The sequence below is a fragment of the Pantoea sp. PSNIH1 genome (genome assembly GCF_007680655.1).
Taxonomy (GTDB): domain Bacteria; phylum Pseudomonadota; class Gammaproteobacteria; order Enterobacterales; family Enterobacteriaceae; genus Pantoea; species Pantoea eucrina.
In genome coordinates this window covers 211,829-231,330 of sequence record NZ_VEIP01000003.1, presented here as the reverse complement: position 1 = coordinate 231,330, position 19,502 = coordinate 211,829, and the positions used below count along the sequence as shown (strand labels likewise).

The 19,502-nt window shown below is 56.3% G+C and carries 20 protein-coding genes; 15 read left to right on the top strand and 5 right to left on the bottom strand.

From position 1 onward, the window contains the following. Window positions 1-188 precede the first annotated feature (188 nt). Window positions 189-2,168, bottom strand: a complete 1,980-nt coding sequence (gene speA, locus FS690_RS10705; protein ID WP_039380074.1) for a biosynthetic arginine decarboxylase — start codon at window positions 2,166-2,168, stop codon at window positions 189-191. Between the two features lie 785 nt (window positions 2,169-2,953). Here speA and metK point away from each other — a divergent pair. The 8 genes from metK (at window position 2,954) to ruvX (ending at window position 10,562) form a co-directional block, all read left to right on the top strand. Beyond that, window positions 2,954-4,105, top strand: coding sequence for a methionine adenosyltransferase (gene metK, locus FS690_RS10700; protein ID WP_071668584.1), 1,152 nt, complete (start codon window positions 2,954-2,956; stop codon window positions 4,103-4,105). A 754-nt stretch (window positions 4,106-4,859) separates the two neighbouring features. After that, complete coding sequence (locus FS690_RS10695; RefSeq protein WP_071668585.1) at window positions 4,860-6,254, top strand: sugar porter family MFS transporter; 1,395 nt, start codon at window positions 4,860-4,862, stop codon at window positions 6,252-6,254. Between the two features lie 98 nt (window positions 6,255-6,352). Beyond that, complete coding sequence (locus FS690_RS10690; RefSeq protein WP_139239665.1) at window positions 6,353-6,865, top strand: SprT family zinc-dependent metalloprotease; 513 nt, start codon at window positions 6,353-6,355, stop codon at window positions 6,863-6,865. 79 nt (window positions 6,866-6,944) lie between these two features. Further along, window positions 6,945-7,649, top strand: a complete 705-nt coding sequence (endA, locus tag FS690_RS10685) for a deoxyribonuclease I (protein ID WP_039380079.1) — start codon at window positions 6,945-6,947, stop codon at window positions 7,647-7,649. 74 nt (window positions 7,650-7,723) lie between these two features. After that, entirely contained in the window at window positions 7,724-8,455 is a 732-nt protein-coding gene (gene rsmE, locus FS690_RS10680; RefSeq protein ID WP_039380081.1) for a 16S rRNA (uracil(1498)-N(3))-methyltransferase, read from the top strand. Between the two features lie 96 nt (window positions 8,456-8,551). Beyond that, entirely contained in the window at window positions 8,552-9,496 is a 945-nt protein-coding gene (gene gshB, locus FS690_RS10675) for a glutathione synthase (RefSeq protein WP_039380084.1), read from the top strand. Between the two features lie 86 nt (window positions 9,497-9,582). Beyond that, on the top strand, window positions 9,583-10,146 hold the full coding sequence (locus FS690_RS10670) for a YqgE/AlgH family protein (protein ID WP_039380087.1): 564 nt from the start codon (window positions 9,583-9,585) through the stop codon (window positions 10,144-10,146). Next, window positions 10,146-10,562, top strand: a complete 417-nt coding sequence (ruvX, locus tag FS690_RS10665; RefSeq protein WP_039380089.1) for a Holliday junction resolvase RuvX — start codon at window positions 10,146-10,148, stop codon at window positions 10,560-10,562. The genes FS690_RS10670 and ruvX overlap by 1 nt, the downstream gene beginning before the upstream one ends. Before the next feature lie 108 nt (window positions 10,563-10,670). Here ruvX and FS690_RS10660 read toward each other — a convergent pair whose 3' ends face one another. Beyond that, entirely contained in the window at window positions 10,671-11,678 is a 1,008-nt protein-coding gene (locus FS690_RS10660; protein ID WP_145339607.1) for a type IV pilus twitching motility protein PilT, read from the bottom strand. A 15-nt stretch (window positions 11,679-11,693) separates the two neighbouring features. Here FS690_RS10660 and FS690_RS10655 point away from each other — a divergent pair, with 15 nt between their 5' ends. From FS690_RS10655 to hemW, 4 genes are read left to right on the top strand one after another with little or no spacing between them, the layout of a single operon-like run. Then, window positions 11,694-12,401 carry a YggS family pyridoxal phosphate-dependent enzyme gene (locus FS690_RS10655; RefSeq protein WP_039380094.1) on the top strand — a complete coding sequence of 236 codons (708 nt, stop codon included), beginning with the start codon at window positions 11,694-11,696 and terminating at the stop codon, window positions 12,399-12,401. 12 nt (window positions 12,402-12,413) lie between these two features. Beyond that, entirely contained in the window at window positions 12,414-12,968 is a 555-nt protein-coding gene (locus FS690_RS10650) for a YggT family protein (protein WP_039380096.1), read from the top strand. Between the two features lie 20 nt (window positions 12,969-12,988). Then, window positions 12,989-13,582: an XTP/dITP diphosphatase gene (locus tag FS690_RS10645; protein WP_145339606.1), complete on the top strand. Its 594-nt coding sequence runs from the start codon at window positions 12,989-12,991 to the stop codon at window positions 13,580-13,582. Then, the gene (gene hemW / locus FS690_RS10640) at window positions 13,575-14,705 is read left to right on the top strand and encodes a radical SAM family heme chaperone HemW (protein ID WP_071668589.1); all 1,131 of its coding nucleotides are present in this window, start codon (window positions 13,575-13,577) and stop codon (window positions 14,703-14,705) included. The genes FS690_RS10645 and hemW overlap by 8 nt, the downstream gene beginning before the upstream one ends. Before the next feature lie 31 nt (window positions 14,706-14,736). On the opposite strand, the gene FS690_RS10635 is transcribed toward hemW, so the two are convergent. From FS690_RS10635 to trmB, 3 genes are all read right to left on the bottom strand, one after another. Beyond that, window positions 14,737-15,450 (bottom strand): DUF2884 domain-containing protein, encoded by a 714-nt coding sequence (locus FS690_RS10635; RefSeq protein WP_145339605.1) that lies wholly within the window; start codon window positions 15,448-15,450, stop codon window positions 14,737-14,739. Between the two features lie 316 nt (window positions 15,451-15,766). Then, window positions 15,767-16,093 carry a YggL family protein gene (locus FS690_RS10630; RefSeq protein WP_145339604.1) on the bottom strand — a complete coding sequence of 109 codons (327 nt, stop codon included), beginning with the start codon at window positions 16,091-16,093 and terminating at the stop codon, window positions 15,767-15,769. Next, entirely contained in the window at window positions 16,093-16,812 is a 720-nt protein-coding gene (gene trmB / locus FS690_RS10625) for a tRNA (guanosine(46)-N7)-methyltransferase TrmB (RefSeq protein WP_108570343.1), read from the bottom strand. The genes FS690_RS10630 and trmB overlap by 1 nt, the downstream gene beginning before the upstream one ends. A 154-nt stretch (window positions 16,813-16,966) precedes the next feature. Here trmB and mutY point away from each other — a divergent pair, with 154 nt between their 5' ends. From mutY to mltC, 3 genes are read left to right on the top strand one after another with little or no spacing between them, the layout of a single operon-like run. After that, window positions 16,967-18,052: an A/G-specific adenine glycosylase gene (mutY, locus tag FS690_RS10620; RefSeq protein WP_039380105.1), complete on the top strand. Its 1,086-nt coding sequence runs from the start codon at window positions 16,967-16,969 to the stop codon at window positions 18,050-18,052. Continuing rightward, on the top strand, window positions 18,052-18,324 hold the full coding sequence (locus FS690_RS10615) for an oxidative damage protection protein (protein ID WP_039380106.1): 273 nt from the start codon (window positions 18,052-18,054) through the stop codon (window positions 18,322-18,324). Before mutY ends, FS690_RS10615 begins: the two co-directional genes overlap by 1 nt. Window positions 18,325-18,378: 54 nt before the next feature. After that, the gene (mltC, locus tag FS690_RS10610; protein WP_039380107.1) at window positions 18,379-19,458 is read left to right on the top strand and encodes a membrane-bound lytic murein transglycosylase MltC; all 1,080 of its coding nucleotides are present in this window, start codon (window positions 18,379-18,381) and stop codon (window positions 19,456-19,458) included. Window positions 19,459-19,502: the final 44 nt, after the last annotated feature.

The window sequence follows — 19,502 nt, the reverse complement described above, 5'->3', positions numbered from 1 at the left end:
GAAAATGCAGAGCCAGAGCGAGGGATACCGGCAAAGGATATTGATTTTTAAGCCAAATTGATCGGACAGCAGCGGCAGAAGAAAACGAGGAAGTGGCGCTCGTATGAAATAGTGAATTACGTCACAAACCAGAAAAAATTTTAAAGCCAAAAAAAAGGGCTCCGCAGGGCCCGATGCGTTATTACTGATTATTCATCTTCAAGATAGGTATAACCATAAAGGCCGCTTTCAAACTCGGCAAGGAACTGCGATCGCAGCTCTTCATCTATATCCTGCTGTTGTTTCACCTGATCGCGGAATAGCGTCATCAGATCGTCCGGATTCAGCTGCACATATTCCAGCATGTCAGCGACGGTATCCCCTTCATCTGATAACTGCACTTCCACGCTGCCATCCTGGAAAGCAAACACATCTACTGCTTCGGTGTCACCAAATAGATTATGCATATTGCCGAGGATCTCCTGATAAGCACCCACCATAAAGAAGCCCAGCATTGGCGGATTATCCACGTCATATTCAGGCATCGGCATAGTGGTTGCGATCCCGTCACCGTCAACGTAATGGTCGATTGTCCCGTCGGAGTCACAGGTAATATCCAGCAGCACAGCGCGGCGCTGCGGCATCTTGTTCAGACCTTCCAGCGGCATAACCGGGAAGAGCTGATCGATACCCCAGGCATCCGGCATCGACTGAAACAGAGAGAAGTTAACGTAGATTTTATCTGCCATACGCTCCTGCAGCTCATCGATAATCGGGCGGTGTGCACGATTGCTCGGATCCAGATGCTGCTGGATGTAGTGACAAATGCTCAGATAGAGCTGTTCCGCCCACGCGCGCTGTCCCAGGTCGTAGGTGCCGGATGAGTAACCGGTGTGGATATCAAACAGATCCATCTGGCTGTCATGCAGCCATTCACGCAGCGAGCGGCGCACGTTGGGCTCATGCATCTCCTGCCAGGTGTCCCACAGGCTCTGAATCGGGCGCGGTGCATCCGTATCAGGTGCGACCGGCGTGCTGAATTCGTTACGCTCTACGCCGATGATGTTAGAGACCAGCACGGTATGGTGTGCCGTTACGGCGCGGCCTGACTCGGTGATCACCGTCGGATGTTCAAGACCATGCTCTTCGCAGGCGTCGCCAATCGCCCAGATAACGTTATTGGCATACTCATTCAGGCCATAGTTTACCGAGCAGTCAGACTGAGAGCGGGTGCCTTCATAGTCCACCCCGAGGCCGCCGCCGACGTCAAAGCATTTGATATTTACGCCAAGCTTTGCCAGCTCAACATAGAAGCGGGCAGATTCGCGTACGCCAGTCGCGATATCGCGGATATTCGCCATCTGCGAGCCGAGATGGAAGTGCAGCAGCTGCAGGCTGTCAAGCCGGCCAGCTTTGCGCATGATATCCACCAGCTGCAGCACCTGAGATGCCGCCAGGCCAAACTTCGATTTCTCACCACCGCTCGACTGCCACTTACCCGAGCCCTGCGAGGCCAGGCGCGCGCGGATGCCGAGACGCGGTACCACATTCAGACGCTCCGCCTCTTCCAGTACCAGACGGACCTCGGTCATTTTTTCCAGCACCAGGTAGACTTTATGGCCGAGCTTTTCACCGATCAGCGCCAGCCGGATATATTCACGATCTTTATAGCCATTACAGACGATAACGGTGCGCGTTTTGCCCGCGTGCGCCAGTACCGCCATCAGCTCTGCTTTTGAGCCCGCTTCAAGGCCCAGCGGTTCACCCGAGTTAACCAGCGATTCAATGACGCGCTTGTGCTGATTAACCTTGATCGGATAAACCAGGAAGTAGTCGCCTTTATAACCATAGGATTCGCGTGCGCGCTTGAACGCCGCGTTGATGGAGCGCAGACGATGCTGCAGGATCTGCGGAAAACAGAACAGCGCCGGCAGACGCTGACCGTCAGCCTCGCGCTCTTTGACCAGCTTCGCCAGGTCAACCCGCACCTCAGGCCGATCGGGATCCGGACATACGCTGATATGGCCCAGCTCGTTTACGTCGTAATAGTTGTTGCCCCACCAGGCGATGTTATAGGTGCGCAGCATACGGCTCGCTTCCTGATCGCTTATCGCCACCTCCTGCATTGAGCGGAGGACACCCTGTTCGCCAGCTGACGAACCCTTGATATTCTTCATGTCGTCAGACATCGCGAACCTCAGTTTTCTGTTGAAATAGTAGAGAGTTATCAGGTACTGCTGGTGCGTTTGCGGCTAAAAACTTATTCATGCTGCGTGTCCCGCCTCATCAGGTTACCCCGGGTGTTACTGCCAGTAAGTGTAAAACATCGTGCTGCAGTCAGTGGAAATCCAATCGGATTTGGCACGGCTGCGGGTATAAATCACGCGCGTGTGCTGGTGTCTGATTTCAGCCGCAGTTTAATGGCTATGCATGTCGTCATGATTGCGCGGCGGCAAACATCGACAGAAAGAACAGGAAGAGTGAACAGCAGAAAGAGAGGCCAGCGCGCAAAATATGCGCTGTGAACCAGAGAGCAGATGGGAACGGTTCATTACTTTACTCACCTCCAGCGCCTGCGGGCAGCATGCGGAAACGGAGCGGAAAAAAATCAGACACGGTATCTGATCGTGCAACGCCTGACGGCGTCCTGGCATCAATAGCGGCGTTTTATACCGCCAGCCGGGTAAAATTGCAAAATCTTTGTCCCCGCCCTGCGCGCGCTGTCAGCAAAAGCTTCCAGTAAGCCGCTTTTTGAAACAAACCGAATCAGAAAAAGCTCTGGTAAAATGCACATCGGGTAACCTAAAATAGCCGTCCAGATGGTTTTCCATCTAAACTGAATAAGTTCCAGGCGGTGTGAGCCTGGCGTGCTGACACTCCCTGCTGCTCGTGGCTTTGCCTGAAGGGGCGCTAAGCAGGTTTTTCACTGGCGCTATGCAGTCGAATTCAACCCATTTCTAAGGTAAAGAACAGAATGGCTAAACACCTTTTTACATCTGAGTCCGTATCAGAAGGACATCCTGATAAGATCGCTGACCAAATTTCCGATGCCGTGCTGGATGCCATCCTCGAACAGGATCCGAAAGCGCGCGTGGCCTGCGAAACTTACGTCAAAACCGGTATGGTACTGGTAGGCGGTGAAATCACCACCAGCGCCTGGGTCGATATTGAAGAGATCACCCGCAATACCGTACGTGAGATCGGCTATGTTCATTCTGATATGGGCTTTGATGCCAACTCCTGCGCCGTACTGAGCGCCATTGGCAAGCAGTCACCTGATATTAATCAGGGCGTAGATCGTACCGATCCGCTGGAGCAGGGTGCGGGCGATCAGGGTCTGATGTTTGGTTACGCAACTAACGAAACAGATGTGCTTATGCCTGCGCCGGTTACCTATGCGCACCGTCTGGTGCAGCGTCAGGCTGAAGTGCGTAAAAATGGCACGCTGTCCTGGCTGCGCCCGGACGCCAAAAGCCAGATCACCTTCCAGTATGATGGTGGCAAAATTGTCGGTATCGACGCTGTCGTGCTCTCAACCCAGCATTCAGAAGAGGTTTCTCAGGCCGATCTGCGTGAAGCGGTGATGGAAGAGATCATTAAGCCGGTGCTGCCTGCTGAGTGGATCAACGCCAGCACTAAATACCATATCAATCCGACCGGTCGCTTTGTTATTGGCGGCCCGATGGGTGACTGTGGCCTGACCGGCCGTAAAATCATCGTTGATACCTACGGCGGCATGGCTCGTCACGGTGGCGGTGCTTTCTCCGGTAAAGATCCATCAAAAGTTGACCGCTCTGCAGCCTACGCCGCGCGCTATGTGGCAAAAAACATTGTTGCTGCCGGCCTGGCCGATCGCTGCGAGATTCAGGTTTCCTACGCTATCGGCGTGGCAGAGCCAACGTCGATCATGGTAGAAACCTTTGGCACTGAGAAAGTACCGACCGAACAGCTGACGCTGCTGGTTCGTGAATTCTTTGACCTGCGCCCTTACGGTCTGATTCAGATGATGGATCTGCTGAAACCTATCTATAAAGAGACCGCCGCCTACGGTCACTTTGGCCGCGAACACTTCCCGTGGGAGCAGACGGATAAAGCCGCCCTGCTGCGCGAAGCCGCTGGCCTGTAAGCGCAGAGTATTCTGTTTAATAGCCCGCTCTGTGCGGGCTTTTTTATGCCTGAACATCCCCCGCCGCGCTGATTTCGTAAATCATCCGGGCCAGGGGCGCATTAATGCGCCCCCTACGTTCCGCGCCATTAATCGCCTCGTCAACGTGGGTCATGTTTAACCGTAGGGGCGGCATTTATGCCGCCCTGGCTGCGTACATCTTCCGGGCCAGGGGCGCATTAATGCGCCCCCTACGTTCCGCGCCATTAATCGCCTCGTCAACGTGGGTCATGTTTAACCGTAGGGGCGGCATTTATGCCGCCCTGGCTGCGTACATCTTCCGGACCAGGGGCGCATTAATGCGCCCCCTACGTGCATTCTGCCGGGTGAAATCCCGTGATATAGCTGGCTTCAGGCTTTCCCGGGCATAAAATTTTTCACTGGCTACACTCTTATCACCACTGTGATAACAAAGTGTTAACGATTACATTCTAAAACTCTTTTTTAATCTGTAATTTAGAGATTTTTCAGCGTAGTCATCACTCTGAAAATGCGTTATTTTCAGCGTCGTCTGATAGGCAATATTTAAAGCGATGTCAGAAACTTGAAGGGTGCTATACCTTACTGGCGAAGAGACTGTTCCGGGCAAAAAATGCTGGATTACAGGGTTTCGGCGTGTGTAAGCGGTTACATTCGTGTGATCGCGCTCACTTTTTATCGTGTACAGGTCTCTTAGCATTAATAAAAAACAAGACAAATAACTTTCGGAGGCTTTATGCCTGGTAATACTCACAAAAGCAGAACCTCAAACAAGGCGATGACCCTGTTTGTCTGCTTTCTGGCGGCGTTAGCCGGCCTGCTGTTCGGGCTGGATATCGGTGTCATCGCAGGTGCCCTGCCCTTTATCGCTAAAGATTTCAACGTTACTGCTCACCAGCAGGAGTGGATTGTCAGCTCGATGATGTTTGGCGCGGCGGTCGGTGCAATCGGCAGCGGCTGGATGTCATCACACCTGGGTCGTAAAAAGAGCCTGATGGCCGGCTCTGTGCTGTTTGTTATCGGTTCGCTGTGGTCAGCTATGGCGCCAAACCCGGAGATGCTGATTGCTGCCCGCGTAGTACTGGGCCTGGCAGTTGGCGTGGCGTCTTACACCGCCCCGCTCTATCTCTCTGAAATTGCACCAGAGAAAATCCGCGGCAGTATGATTTCGCTCTATCAGCTGATGATCACCATCGGTATTCTGGGTGCCTATCTCTCTGATACCGCGTTCAGCGCATCCGGAGAGTGGCGCTGGATGCTGGGCGTGATCACTATCCCTGCGGTTCTGCTGCTGGTTGGCGTCTTCTTTCTGCCAAACAGCCCGCGCTGGCTGGCTGCGAAAGGTAACTTCCGCGATGCGCAGCGCGTGCTGGATCGCCTGCGCGACACCAGCGAACAGGCAAAACGTGAGCTGGATGAGATCCGTGAGAGCCTGAAAGTAAAACAGTCTGGCTGGCAGCTGTTCCAGGGCAACAGCAACTTCCGTCGTGCGGTGTTCCTCGGCGTGCTGCTGCAGGTGATGCAGCAGTTCACCGGCATGAACGTCATTATGTATTACGCGCCGAAAATTTTTGAAATTGCCGGCTTCGCCAACACCACGCAGCAGATGTGGGGTACGGTGATTGTTGGTCTGGTCAACGTTCTGGCGACCTTTATCGCTATCGGTCTGGTCGATCGCTGGGGCCGTAAACCGACGCTGGTGCTGGGCTTTATGGTTATGGCGGCCGGTATGGGCGTTCTCGGCACTATGCTGCACCTGGGCATCCACTCTCAGGGCGCACAGTACTTCGCCGTGGCGATGCTGCTGATGTTTATCATCGGCTTTGCCATGTCAGCCGGCCCGCTAATTTGGGTGCTTTGCTCTGAAATTCAGCCGCTGAAAGGGCGCGATTTCGGGATTACCGTCTCGACCACCACGAACTGGATCGCCAACATGATCGTGGGCGCCACCTTCCTGACCATGCTGAACACGCTGGGCAACGCGCCGACCTTCTGGGTCTATGCCGGCCTTAACCTGTTCTTCATTGTGCTGACGCTGGTGCTGATCCCGGAGACCAAAAACGTCTCGCTGGAGCACATTGAGCGTAACCTGATGGCAGGTAAAAAACTGCGCGACATCGGTCAGCAGTAATGTTTTACTGAGTGACAAGGGCTGCCTGCGGGCGGCCCTTTTTTATGGGCGCGACTGCCCGCTGCCGCGCCAGCGCAGCGTATGGTATGCTGCCCGCCATGAAAACGACCCGCGTACCTGTCGCCTGTCAGCAGGCGGTCATGCGATCGCTGCGGCACTTTTTGCAGCTCGCCGCACAGCGCCTTGAATGCACCTTTGATGAACCCGCACTGCTCTACCAGCAGCGCGGCACTGCCGCAGGTACCGCCTGGCTGGAGAAGTGGGAGATCCGGCTGAATCCGGTGCTGCTGCAGGAGAATCTGCAGGCGTTCACCGACGAAGTGGTGCCGCATGAACTGGCGCACCTGCTGGTGTGGAAGCGCTTCGGGCGCGTTGCGCCGCACGGCAAAGAGTGGAAGTGGATGATGGAGACGGTGCTCGGCGTGCCGGCACGCCGTACTCATCAGTTTGCCCTGAACTCGGTGCGCACCAACACCTTCACCTATCGCTGCAGCTGTCAGCAGCATCAGCTGACCGTGCGCCGGCATAATCGCGTGCTGCGCGGAGAAAGTGAATATCGCTGCGTTCGCTGTGGTTCACTGCTGCAGCCCGGCGAATTCAGCAGCATATAGCGCGCTAATCCCATTTCCCCGCTCCGGTCATTCTGCTACCCTGCCGCCCTTTTTTGGGTATCGGGTAAATTTCTGGAATATGTCTCGCAAAACGCTGTTACTTCTTCCTCTGCTGCTGGCACCGCTTAGCGCGTACAGCCTCAGCTTCTCTTCGTTTCATCAGAATAATTTTCGCCAGGCAAAAGTGGTCGCATCGCAAATCAACGCGGATGCGCCCGATTTCTACTGCGGCTGCACAATCAGCTGGCAGGGAAAAAAAGGCGTGCCCGATCTTAAAAGCTGCGGCTATAGCGTACGAAAAAACGCCAACCGCGCCGGGCGCATTGAATGGGAACATGTGGTTCCGGCGTGGGAATTTGGCCATCAGCGCCAGTGCTGGCAGGAGGGAGGGCGAAAAAACTGCGCCAAAGATCCGGTCTATCGCCGTATAGAGAGCGATCTGCATAATCTTCAGCCCGCTATCGGCGAGGTTAACGGCGATCGCAACAATTTCCAGTACAGCCAGTGGAACGGCGGCGAGCAGCCTTACGGGCAGTGCGCGATGAAAGTGGACTTCAAACAGAAACTGGCTGAACCGCCGGCCCGCGCGCGCGGCGCCATTGCACGCACCTACTTTTACATGCGCGATCGCTATCAGCTGCGCCTCTCCCGCCAGCAGACTCAGCTGTTCAGCGCCTGGGACAAGCTCTATCCGGTCAGCGTCTGGGAGTGCGAGCGCGACAGCCGTATTGCTCAGGTGCAGGGAAATCACAACCCGTATGTACAGCGCGCTTGCCAGCGCTAAAAGCGCTACCCTAAACTAGCTTATTATTTTTGCGCCGCATCACGGGATGCGGCAATAACGCTGGCAGGAACCGCATGCGTATACCCCGCATTTATCACCCCGAACCGCTCTCTGTTGACAGTGAAATCTTTCTTGAAGATGACGCGGCTAACCACGTTGGCCGCGTGCTGCGCATGGGCGCCGGGCAGATGCTTGAACTGTTTGATGGCACTAATCTGACTTTTAACGCCGAAATCACCCAGGCGGATAAAAAGCGTGTAAAAGTAAGGGTTCTTAGCGGTCAGCCTGATGACCGGGAATCCCCCTTGCATTTACATCTGGGTCAGGTGATGTCGCGTGGTGAAAAAATGGAATTCACCATCCAGAAATCGATAGAGCTGGGCGTAAACGTGATTACGCCCTTGTTTTCTGAGCGCTGCGGCGTGAAGCTGGATGCAGAAAGGCTGGCAAAGAAGATCCAGCAGTGGCAGAAGATTGCTATCGCCGCCTGCGAGCAGTGTGGCCGCAACCGCGTACCGCTGATTCGTGACGCGATGACGCTGGAAGCCTGGTGTGCCGAAGCTGATGAGGGCATCAGGCTGAATCTTCATCCACGCGCCAGCCACAGCATCAACACCCTGCCGCAACCGGTTGAGCGGGTGCGGCTGCTGATTGGCCCTGAAGGGGGATTATCTGCTGAGGAGATCGCCATGACGGCGCAGCAGGGCTTTACGGATATATTACTGGGGCCGCGCGTGCTGCGCACGGAAACCACTGCCCTCACCGCTATAACGGCACTTCAGGTGAGGTTTGGCGATCTCGGTTAAGGGATAATTCGGGCCGTAAAAGAGACGCAGACTACTACACAGCACGACGCTTTCGCATAGAAGGACGTCGCTGATATCCCCTCTGAGGAGAGAATAATGATTAAGCTTGGCATTGTGATGGACCCGATTTCGTCTATCAATATTAAAAAAGACACCAGCTTCGCCATGTTGCTGGAGGCACAGCGTCGTGGCTACGAAATTCATTACATGGAGATGGGCGACCTCTCTCTGCGCGGCGGCGTGACCTACGCCCGTACGCGTCTGCTGAGCGTGGAGCAGAATGCTTCGCAGTGGTATGAGTTTGGCAGCGAGCAGACTATCCCGCTGGCCGATCTCAACGTTGTGCTGATGCGTAAAGATCCACCTTTTGACACCGAGTTTATTTACGCGACCTATCTGCTGGAGCGGGCTGAGGAGCAGGGTACGCTGATTGTGAACAAACCGCAGAGCCTGCGCGATTGTAACGAAAAGCTCTATACTGCATGGTTTGCAGATCTGACGCCGGATACGCTGGTCACGCGTAATAAAGAGCAGCTGCGCGCTTTCTGGCAGGAACATGGTGATGTCATTCTGAAGCCGCTTGACGGTATGGGTGGCGCATCCATTTTCCGCGTTAAGCAGGATGACGCAAACTTCGGCGTGATCACAGAAACCCTGACCAACCATGGCCAGTTCTTCTGCATGGCGCAAAATTATCTGCCGGCGATTAAAGAGGGCGATAAGCGCGTCCTGGTCGTCGATGGCGAGCCGGTGCCTTACTGCCTGGCGCGTATTCCACAGGGCGGCGAAACGCGCGGCAATCTTGCAGCCGGTGGTCGCGGCGAAGCGCGCCCGCTTTCTGACAGCGACTGGGAAATTGCACGGCGTGTCGGTCCCACGCTGAAAGCGAAGGGGCTGATTTTTGTTGGCCTGGATATCATCGGTGATAAACTTACTGAAGTGAATGTCACCAGCCCAACCTGCGTACGGGAAATTGAAGCGGCGTTCCCGATTTCAGTTACCGGAATGCTGATGGACGCGATCGAAAAACGTCTGGGCTGAGGACGCAGCCGGAGTGCAAACTCCCTAACCCCTTTGATACCGGCGCTGCCGCACTGGCGCCGGTTCTCTTCGGTAAATGAGTGACAATGAATTTACAGCATCATTTTTTGATAGCGATGCCCTCTCTGCAGGATCCTCTGTTCAAACGCTCTGTTGTCTATATCTGCGAGCATAATGAAGAGGGTGCGATGGGTTTGATTATTAATAAACCGATGGAGAACCTGACGGTAGAGGGTATTCTGAAGAAGCTAAAAATCACTCCGTCAGAGCGCGATCCGGCGATTAAGCTCGATAAACCGGTGTTTGCCGGCGGCCCGCTGGCGGAAGATCGCGGTTTTATTCTGCACTCTGCGCAGCATACTTATGCCTCCAGTATTCGCATCTCAGACAACACCGTGATTACTACCTCGCGCGATGTGCTGGAAGCGATCGGCACTGCTCAGCAGCCGGAGAATGTGCTGGTCGCACTCGGCTACTGCGCCTGGGAAAAAGATCAGCTGGAGAACGAGCTGCTGGAGAACGCCTGGCTTACGACCCCGGCCGACACGCAAATTTTGTTCCAGACGCCGATTGCCGGACGCTGGCGCGAAGCCGCCCGCAGCATGGGTGTCGATATTCATAACATGACCAGCGATGCGGGACACGCCTGATGCAGAATGCAACGCTGCTCGGCTTTGATTTTGGCACCAAAAGCATCGGTGTTGCCGTGGGTCAGCAGCTCACCGGCACCGCACGCCCGCTGACAGCGCTGAAAGCTCAGGAAGGCACGCCAGACTGGAACCTGATTGAGAAACTGCTGAAGGAGTGGCAGCCTGACTACGTGGTGGTCGGCCTGCCGCTGAATATGGACGGCACCGAACAGCCGCTGACTGCACGCGCACGCAAATTTGCCAATCGCCTGCACGGCCGCTTTGGCGTACGCGTTGAGCTGCAGGATGAGCGCCTGAGTACCGTTGAGGCGCGCGCCGATCTCTTTAAGCGCGGCGGCTTTCGTGCACTGCAGAAAGGACAGGTAGACTCACAGTCGGCCGTGATTATTTTGCAGGACTGGTTCGAAACCCACTGACGCTGCAAGCAGCGTAAACGCGATAAAGCGCACTCCGGTCAGCAGGTGTAGCCGATGCCGGGAGCTGACCGGGCGCACAGCTGCAGCATCAGTGCTGCTTCAGCTCCGCTATCCGCTTGCCTGGTCAATAATGCCCTCCGCGCGGCGTGCCTGTTCACTTTGCGCAAAGGTCTGCATGCCATGCTGCGCACCGGTCTGCAGCACGCCCGGCAGCTGATGTCCTTTGCCTTCACGGATCAGGCTGGCTACCGCAGGCGTGGCGATCAGCACCTCATACAGCGCAACACGTCCGCCCGCTTTCGCCGCCACCAGCCGCTGCGCCACTACCGCTTTCAGGCTGCCCGCCAGCTGCGTGCGCACCAGGTTTTTCTCTTCGGCCGGAAAGACATCAACCAGACGATCAACCGCCTGCGCCGCGCTGCGGGTATGCAGCGTAGCGAGCACCAGATGTCCGGTCTCAGCGGCGGTCAGGGCTAAACGGATCGTCTCACTGTCGCGCAGTTCACCCAGCAGAATAACGTCGGGATCTTCACGCAGCGCCGCTTTCAGCCCGTGCTGAAAAGAGAGGCAGTGCGTCCCCACTTCACGCTGCTGAATCAGCGAACGCTGACTCCGGTGCACAAACTCGATCGGATCCTCCAGAGTGATGATATGCCGCGCCTGCTGCTGGTTCAGCGCCTGTACCAGTGCAGCCAGCGTCGTCGACTTGCCGCTGCCGGTTGCACCGCTAATCAGAACCAGTCCCTCCTGCAGCTGCAGGAGCTGCTGCACGGCAGGCGGCAGGCGCAGCTGCGCCAGCGGCGGGATCGTCTGCGCAATCAGCCGCAGCGCCAGTGATAATCCGTGCCGCTGGGTGAAAAGATTGGCACGCAGCCGTACGCCGCTGCTGAGCGTCAGGGCAAAGTCCGCCTGTCCGGTGACGTCAAGCTCCGACTGCTGCGCAGCGCTGAGAAACCGCGTAGCAAACGTCTCCAGCCACGCAGATGACAGCGGCGGCTGCTGCGGCACCGGCTCCAGCACGCCCTGCCGCCGCCAGTGCGGTAAATGTCCGCTGCACAGGTGCAGATCGGCGGCGTTATGCTTTACACTAAGGGCCACAATTTCATCTAAATCCATTTATTTCTCCTGACTATGACTTCCATTGAGCACAACTTACATCAGGTACGCGAGCGTATCGCTGCCGCTGCCGTGCGTTGCGGCCGGGCGCCAGAAGAGATTACGTTGCTTGCAGTAAGCAAAACCAAACCTGCGAGCGCTGTCGCAGAAGCGGTTGCCGCCGGGCAGCGCGCGTTTGGCGAAAACTACGTGCAGGAAGGGGTGGAAAAGATCGCGGCGCTGATGACGGAAGGCGATCTGCAGTGGCACTTTATCGGTCCGCTGCAATCCAATAAAAGCCGTCTGGTCGCCGAACATTTTGCCTGGTGTCATACCGTTGATCGCCTGCGTATTGCGCAGCGGCTTAACGACCAGCGTCCGGCGCACCTGCCGCCGCTTAACGTGTTAATTCAGGTAAATATCAGTGACGAAAACAGTAAATCTGGCATCATGCTGGAGGCTGTTCCGGCGCTGGCCGCGGCTATCGCCGCCCTGCCCCGCCTGAGCCTGCGCGGCCTGATGGCGATTCCGGCTCCCGAGCAGGATTATGCACGCCAGCTGGCCGTCTGCCAGCAGATGGCCAGTGCGTTTCATGCGCTGCAGCGCGACTATCCCGCCATTGATACGCTTTCACTGGGCATGAGCGACGATATGGAAGCGGCAATCGCGGCCGGCAGCACTATGGTAAGAATTGGCACCGCCCTGTTTGGCGCGCGGGATTATGCGCGACCTTCACAACAATAACTGAGGAACTCCATGTTAACACTGACGTTTTTAGTCAAAACGCTGATCGATCTCTACGTCATGGTACTGCTGCTGCGTATCTGGATGCAGTGGTCACGCTGCGACTTCTACAATCCGCTGGCGCAGTTTGTGGTGAAGATTACGCAGCCGGTGATCAAACCGCTGCGTCGCGTGCTGCCCGCTATCGGCCCCATCGATACCGCCTCGCTGCTGCTGGCGTTTGTGCTGACCACGCTGAAGTATCCGATTCTGCTGCTGATTCAGGTCGGCGCTTTCTCGGTTGATCCCACCAATCTGCTGGTAGGACTGCTGTCGCTGCTGAAGTCAGCCGGTAATCTGGTGTTCTGGGTCATTATTATCCGCTCGCTGATGAGCTGGATCAGTCAGGGACGCGGGCCGCTGGATCACGTGCTGATACAGCTTACCGAACCGCTGATGGCACCTATTCGCCGTATGCTGCCCGCTATGGGCGGTATCGACTTCTCCGCCATGATTGTCATTCTGGTGCTCTATGCGCTGAATTTCCTTGGCATGGACCTGTTCCCGGGTCTCTGGTATCTGCTGTAATTTGTTAATCTGGAACTGTTATGCAAAAAGTTGTTCTCGCAACCGGTAATCCGGGCAAAGTTCGCGAACTGGCCGATCTGCTCGCTGATTTCGGGCTGGATATCGTGGCGCAAACGGAGCTTGGCGTGGAGTCAGCCGAAGAGACCGGTCTGACCTTCATTGAAAATGCGCTGCTTAAAGCGCGTCACGCGGCGCAGATAACCGGCCTGCCGGCTATCGCGGATGATTCCGGTCTGGCGGTAGATGCGCTGGGCGGCGCGCCCGGCATCTACTCCGCACGCTATGCTGGCGCAGAAGCCAGCGACCAGCAAAATCTGGAGAAGCTGCTGCTGGCGCTGGAAAATGTGCCGGATGGCGCGCGTCAGGCGCAGTTTCACTGTGTGCTGGTCTATGTGCGGCACGCCGCTGACCCGGTACCGCTGGTGTTTCACGGCAGCTGGGCGGGCGAAATTACCCGTACGGCGGCCGGTGAAGGCGGCTTTGGCTACGATCCCATCTTCTTTGTACCGGAAGCGGGTAAAACCGCCGCTGAACTGAGCAAAGAGGAGAAGCGTGCCCTCTCCCATCGGGGTAAAGCGTTAACGCTGCTGCTGGACGCGATGCGCAATGGCTGAGTTACCACCGCTGAGCCTCTACATCCATATTCCGTGGTGCGTACAGAAGTGCCCCTACTGCGACTTCAACTCACACGCGCTGAAAGGGGAAGTCCCGCATCTGGAGTATGTGCAGCACCTGCTGCAGGATCTTGAGCAGGACCTGCCTCTGACCGCCGGACGCGAGGTACGCACCATCTTTATTGGCGGCGGCACGCCAAGCCTGCTGAGCAGCCACGCGATGCAGACGCTGATGGATGGCGTACGGGCGCGCCTGCCGCTGGCGGCTGATGCGGAGATCACCATGGAAGCGAATCCCGGCACGGTGGAAGCCGATCGCTTCAGCGGCTATCAGGCTGCGGGGATCAATCGCATTTCCATCGGCGTGCAGAGTTTTAGTCCGCAGAAGCTGGAGCGGCTGGGGCGTATTCATGGACCGCAGGAGGCGAAACGCGCCGCTGAACTGGCCGCCGCGCTCGGGCTGCGCAGTTTTAATCTGGATCTGATGCATGGCCTGCCTGACCAGTCGCTGGAAGAGGCGCTGGACGATCTCCGTCAGGCAATTGCGCTTAACCCGCCGCATCTCTCCTGGTATCAGCTAACCATTGAGCCGAACACGCTGTTTGGCTCACGACCACCGCAGCTGCCGGATGATGATGCGCTGTGGGATATCTACGAGCAGGGGCACCAGCTGCTGACGGCTGCCGGCTATCAGCAGTATGAAACCTCAGCCTACGCGAAGCCGGGCTATCGCTGTGAGCACAATCTCAACTACTGGCGCTTCGGTGATTATCTCGGTATCGGCTGCGGAGCGCACGGTAAGCTGACGCAGGCGGATGGCCGCATTGTGCGGACGGTCAAAACCCGTCATCCGCGCGGCTTTATGAAGGGCAACTATCTTGATAAGCAACATGAAGTGGCGGACGAAGATAAGCCGTTTGAGTTCTTTATGAACCGGTTCCGCCTGCTGGAAGCGGCGCCGCGCGCGGAGTTTCAGCGTTATACCGGGCTGGATGAACAGACGATCCGCCCGCAGATGGAGCAGGCTATCGCCGCAGGCTATGTCACTGAGAGCGCCAGCGAGTGGCAGATCACCGAGAAAGGCAAACTGTTCCTGAATTCGTTGCTGGAACTGTTTATGTAATCAGAGCGGCCCGGTGGCCGCTCTTTTTTTGCTAGTTAATACTCTTCACCAGCGTTTTACGCTGGTTTTCCAGCGCGATGACCCGGTTGCAGACCTCATGGCCAAAGTTCTGGAAATCGCGCTCCTGGTTGTTCCATTCAGTCTGAATCGACTGCTGCAGACCACCCAGATTGCCCATCAGCGCCTGCAGCGGATTACTGCCGCTGGTCGCCTGCTGCGTGCCCATCTCATTCAGGCTATCCTGCAGTACGCCGCCCAGCGTGCTCTGTACCAGCTTCTGTCCGTCAGCGCGCACCTGGTTTATTGCCTGGTGGTGGAACGTCAGGCCATCCTGGCGCTGCTCAATGATGCGATTCATCTGCTGCTTCAGCTGGCCATCCAGCGTGGTCAGGCGGTTGCGCACGTTGCTGTCGCTGCCCAGTTTTTCAACGATCACTTTATCCAGTGCGGCACGCCCGCGTTCGAGGCGCGTTTTAGCGCCGTTGCTGACCCACGGCAAATCGCGACGCAGCGCGCTCTGGTAATCAATCGCCTGCTGACGTGCCGCGTTATCAACGGTAATCTTTTTGCCGTTAAAGGTGACATCACCCTGTGGAGTCATCGTGAGATTGCCGTTGCTGCCGACAACCTGAACGCTTTGCGGGGTGATCACCACATCATTCTGCGGATTAACGCTGCACTGGTAGTCAGCGTGTGCCTGCGCTGCCGTCAGCAGTAGCGCGGCGAACAGAGCCTTACGAATCATGAGATCTCCTGAATGTGCTGTGCGGGGTGGGTATTGTGCGGCTAATGGCGCGGTCGCTATTAATGGCGACCCTGCGGCAAATTACATCACAGGGGGCGCATTAATGCGCTCCTGGTGCAGTACATTACAGGACGCCATTAATGGCGCCCCTACGGCAAATTACATCACAGGGCGCCATGAATGGCGCCCCTACAGATTTCCGCGTGCCGGCGTGATGTTTCAATGGCAATTACATTGTAGGGGGCGCATTAATGCGCCCCTGGTGCAATACATTACAGGTCGCACCGTCATGCGCACCCGAATGTCGCACTACAACTTAGTCCCACCAGACGTCGAAGAGTTCCGTTATCTGGATATCAGACAATTCACGCCCTTCCAGCCACTTGCGCACCAGTTCACGATGCTCATCGGTGCACTTTCCGGTCTGCTGCATGCAGACCAGGCCTTCCCATATCAGATAACCACTGCCGTCATAAGCCAGACCGTTTGGATCGATCACCTCAGTGATAAACTGATCCAGCGTGGCATCAATCTGCTCTTCGGTGGTTCCCTCGGCAAAACGCCATGCTACGGAGAAACCCAGCTCCTGAAACTCATCGATATGCAGTTTCTTACGTAAACGACGACTACGCTGTACGGCCATTATTTTACCCTCTCAAACATCAGATCCCACACGCCATGGCCCAGTCGCTGCCCGCGCTGCTCAAATTTAGTCAATGGACGCGTCTCGGGACGCGGCACGTAATCCTGGGTGGCTGACTGATTAACGTAACCCGCTACGCTGTTCATCACCTCCAGCATATGGGTCGCGTAATCTTCCCAGTCGGTGGCCATATGAAACACGCCGCCAGGCTTCAGCTTACGATGCACCAGTTCAGCAAACGGCGCCTGCACGATACGGCGTTTATTGTGACGCGCTTTGTGCCACGGATCCGGGAAGAAAAGCTGCACCATGCGCAGAGAGTTATCCGGGATCATATGCTCCAGCACTTCTACCGCGTCATGGCACATGACCCGCAGATTCTCTACGCCCGCTTCCTTCGCAGATGCCAGGCAGGCACCTACGCCCGGCGCATGCACTTCAATGCCCAGGAAGTTCTGCTGCGGATTATTTTGCGCCATGGTGACCAGCGAGGCGCCCATACCAAAACCGATCTCCAGCACCAGCGGTGCGTCGCGCCCGAACAGCGCGGTCATGTCCAGCGGCGCGGGCTGATACTCAACGCCCATCACCGGCCAGTATTGATCCAGCGCGAGCTGTTGGCCTTTCGTTAACCGCCCCTGGCGGCGTACGAAGCTGCGGATACGGCGCAGCGGCCGCCCGTTTTCATCAAATTCCGGAGTGATGACGTCATTTATCATGTTGAAGCCTGCTGGTTAGCCTGTTCGGGGAAACGGGCATTATGCAAAGTTAAAGGTCAGAAGCAAGCCTTTGCAATCTTCCGGTTTACACCCCTGACGCTCTGTGCTGCAATTCCTGCCTGATTGTAGAGTAAACACGGAAAATTTCCTTCATATGATGCAGGCGTCGCAATTCGCGCAACAGGTGCTGAAGTGGTATGACCGCTTTGGCCGTAAAACGCTGCCGTGGCAGCTGGAAAAGACGCCCTACAAAGTGTGGCTTTCAGAGGTCATGCTGCAGCAGACGCAGGTTGCCACGGTTATTCCCTATTTTGAACGTTTTATGGCGCGCTTCCCCACCGTGCGCGATCTTGCTGCCGCGCCGCTGGATGAAGTGCTGCATCTCTGGACCGGCCTCGGCTACTATGCGCGGGCGCGCAACCTGCATAAAGCGGCTAAACAGGTCGTGGATCAGCACGGCGGTGAGTTCCCGCCGGACTTCACGGCAATTGCTGCCCTGCCGGGCGTGGGTCGCTCGACCGCCGGGGCGATCCTTTCACTGTCGCTTGGCCTGCATTTTCCGATTCTGGATGGCAACGTCAAACGCGTGCTGGCACGCTGCTACGCCATAGGCGGCTGGCCTGGCAAAAAAGAGGTCGAAAAGCAGCTGTGGCAGATCAGCGAAGCAGTGACGCCAGCGCAGGGTGTCAGCCAGTTTAATCAGGCGATGATGGATCTCGGCGCGCTGGTCTGCACCCGCTCGCGACCAAAGTGTGAAATCTGCCCGCTTAATAGCGGCTGTGAAGCGTATGCCAGCCAGAGCTGGGCTGACTATCCGGGCAAAAAGCCCAAAGTCACTCTGCCGGTGCGCAGCGGCTGGTTTTTACTGATGCAGAATGGCGATAATGTCTGGCTGGCGCAGCGCCCGCCCACGGGACTGTGGGGCGGCCTTTACTGCTTTCCGCAGTTTAGCAGCGAGGATGCACTGCGGGAGTGGCTGACACAGCACGGTATTAGCGGCAATCTGCAGCAGCTGACGGCATTTCGCCACACCTTTAGCCATTTCCATCTGGATATTGTGCCGATGTGGCTGGCAGAGCCATCCGCCGGGTCGCTGATGGATGAAGCGGGCGGTCTCTGGTATAACTTAGCGCAACCACCGTCAGTGGGCCTTGCTGCCCCGGTAGAGCGTTTACTGCATGAATTACGCCATCCGCAGCAGCTGTCACTGTCATCGCGCGCGATCGAAGAGGAAGAGTAATGAGCCGCACCATTTTTTGTACCTATCTGCAACGTGACGCTGAAGGCCAGGACTTTCAGCTCTATCCCGGCGAGCTGGGCAAGCGCATCTATAATGAGATTTCTAAAGAAGCCTGGCAGCAGTGGATGTCGAAACAGACCATGTTGATCAACGAGAAAAAGCTCAACATGATGAATCCGGAAGATCGCAAAGTGCTGGAAAAGGAGATGGTCAATTTCCTGTTTGAAGGCAAAGATGTGCATATCGAAGGTTTTACCCCGCCAGAAAAATAACCGTTCCGGGCCTTCCTTTGAGGCCCGCTTTTTTGAGTCAGGCACAGATTCACGATGAATAAAAAACTGATAGCCCTGCTGGCGATCGCGCCGCTATTAATCTCCTGCTCCGGACAAAAAAAATCGCAGTATCACGAAGAGTGGGTTAAAGATACCAACGGCTTTGACATTCTGATGGGACAGTTTGCCGCCAATATTGAAAATATCTGGGGCATTAATGAAGTCCTTATCGCCGGGCCGAAAGATTATGTGAAGTACAGTGACAGCTACTACACCCGCAGTCACATCAACTTCGACAAGGGTAGTATCACCATTGAGACCATCTCCGGTACCGATCCCATGGCCAGCCTGCGCCAGGCGATCGTCACCACTCTGCTGATCGGCGACGATCCGGGCAATGTCGATCTCTACTCTGACGCCAACGATATTAAGATCAGTAAAGAGCCGCTGCTGTATGGCCAGGTGCTGGATAATACCGGGCAGCCAATCCGCTGGCAGGGGCGCGCCGCCAGCTTTGCGGACTACCTGATCCAGAACAAACTGCAAAAACGCACCGCCGGGCTGCATGTGATCTGGTCGGTAACCATTCCGATGGTGCCGAACCATCTCGACAAGCGTGCACATAAGTATCTGCCGATGGTGCGTAAATCTGCTGAGCAGTATGGTGTCGATGCCTCACTGATTCTGGCGATTATGCAGACCGAATCGAGCTTTAACCCCTATGCGGTCAGCCACGCTGATGCGCTGGGGCTGATGCAGGTGGTGCAGCATACTGCCGGCGTTGACGTCTTCCGCATGAAAGGTAAATGGGGCAAGCCGAGCCGCAGTTATCTGCTGGACCCGGAAAACAACATCGATGCCGGTACGGCTTATCTGTCGCTGCTGCAGAAAAGCTATCTGGGCGGCATTCAGGATCCCACTTCGCGTCGCTATGCGGTGATCACCGCGTATAACGGCGGTGCCGGCAGCGTACTGCGCGTCTTCTCCAGCGATAAAGACCGCGCATTTTCGCTGATCAACGATATGTCGCCAGCCGATGTCTACCAGACGCTGACCAGCCGCCATCCTTCTGCCGAGTCGCGTCGTTATCTCTATAAAGTTAACCAGGCGCAGCGCAGCTATCACCGCTATTAAATGCGCCGGATTGTCGCGCCCTGCCCGATCGGGTCAGGGCGCGA

Coding starts and splice junctions, on each gene's coding strand:
- speA (WP_039380074.1), bottom strand. CDS start 2,168: ATGTCTGACGACATGAAGAATATCAAGGGTTCGTCAGCTGGCGAACAG.
- metK (WP_071668584.1), top strand. CDS start 2,954: ATGGCTAAACACCTTTTTACATCTGAGTCCGTATCAGAAGGACATCCT.
- FS690_RS10695 (WP_071668585.1), top strand. CDS start 4,860: ATGCCTGGTAATACTCACAAAAGCAGAACCTCAAACAAGGCGATGACC.
- FS690_RS10690 (WP_139239665.1), top strand. CDS start 6,353: ATGAAAACGACCCGCGTACCTGTCGCCTGTCAGCAGGCGGTCATGCGA.
- endA (WP_039380079.1), top strand. CDS start 6,945: ATGTCTCGCAAAACGCTGTTACTTCTTCCTCTGCTGCTGGCACCGCTT.
- rsmE (WP_039380081.1), top strand. CDS start 7,724: ATGCGTATACCCCGCATTTATCACCCCGAACCGCTCTCTGTTGACAGT.
- gshB (WP_039380084.1), top strand. CDS start 8,552: ATGATTAAGCTTGGCATTGTGATGGACCCGATTTCGTCTATCAATATT.
- FS690_RS10670 (WP_039380087.1), top strand. CDS start 9,583: ATGAATTTACAGCATCATTTTTTGATAGCGATGCCCTCTCTGCAGGAT.
- ruvX (WP_039380089.1), top strand. CDS start 10,146: ATGCAGAATGCAACGCTGCTCGGCTTTGATTTTGGCACCAAAAGCATC.
- FS690_RS10660 (WP_145339607.1), bottom strand. CDS start 11,678: ATGGATTTAGATGAAATTGTGGCCCTTAGTGTAAAGCATAACGCCGCC.
- FS690_RS10655 (WP_039380094.1), top strand. CDS start 11,694: ATGACTTCCATTGAGCACAACTTACATCAGGTACGCGAGCGTATCGCT.
- FS690_RS10650 (WP_039380096.1), top strand. CDS start 12,414: ATGTTAACACTGACGTTTTTAGTCAAAACGCTGATCGATCTCTACGTC.
- FS690_RS10645 (WP_145339606.1), top strand. CDS start 12,989: ATGCAAAAAGTTGTTCTCGCAACCGGTAATCCGGGCAAAGTTCGCGAA.
- hemW (WP_071668589.1), top strand. CDS start 13,575: ATGGCTGAGTTACCACCGCTGAGCCTCTACATCCATATTCCGTGGTGC.
- FS690_RS10635 (WP_145339605.1), bottom strand. CDS start 15,450: ATGATTCGTAAGGCTCTGTTCGCCGCGCTACTGCTGACGGCAGCGCAG.
- FS690_RS10630 (WP_145339604.1), bottom strand. CDS start 16,093: ATGGCCGTACAGCGTAGTCGTCGTTTACGTAAGAAACTGCATATCGAT.
- trmB (WP_108570343.1), bottom strand. CDS start 16,812: ATGATAAATGACGTCATCACTCCGGAATTTGATGAAAACGGGCGGCCG.
- mutY (WP_039380105.1), top strand. CDS start 16,967: ATGATGCAGGCGTCGCAATTCGCGCAACAGGTGCTGAAGTGGTATGAC.
- FS690_RS10615 (WP_039380106.1), top strand. CDS start 18,052: ATGAGCCGCACCATTTTTTGTACCTATCTGCAACGTGACGCTGAAGGC.
- mltC (WP_039380107.1), top strand. CDS start 18,379: ATGAATAAAAAACTGATAGCCCTGCTGGCGATCGCGCCGCTATTAATC.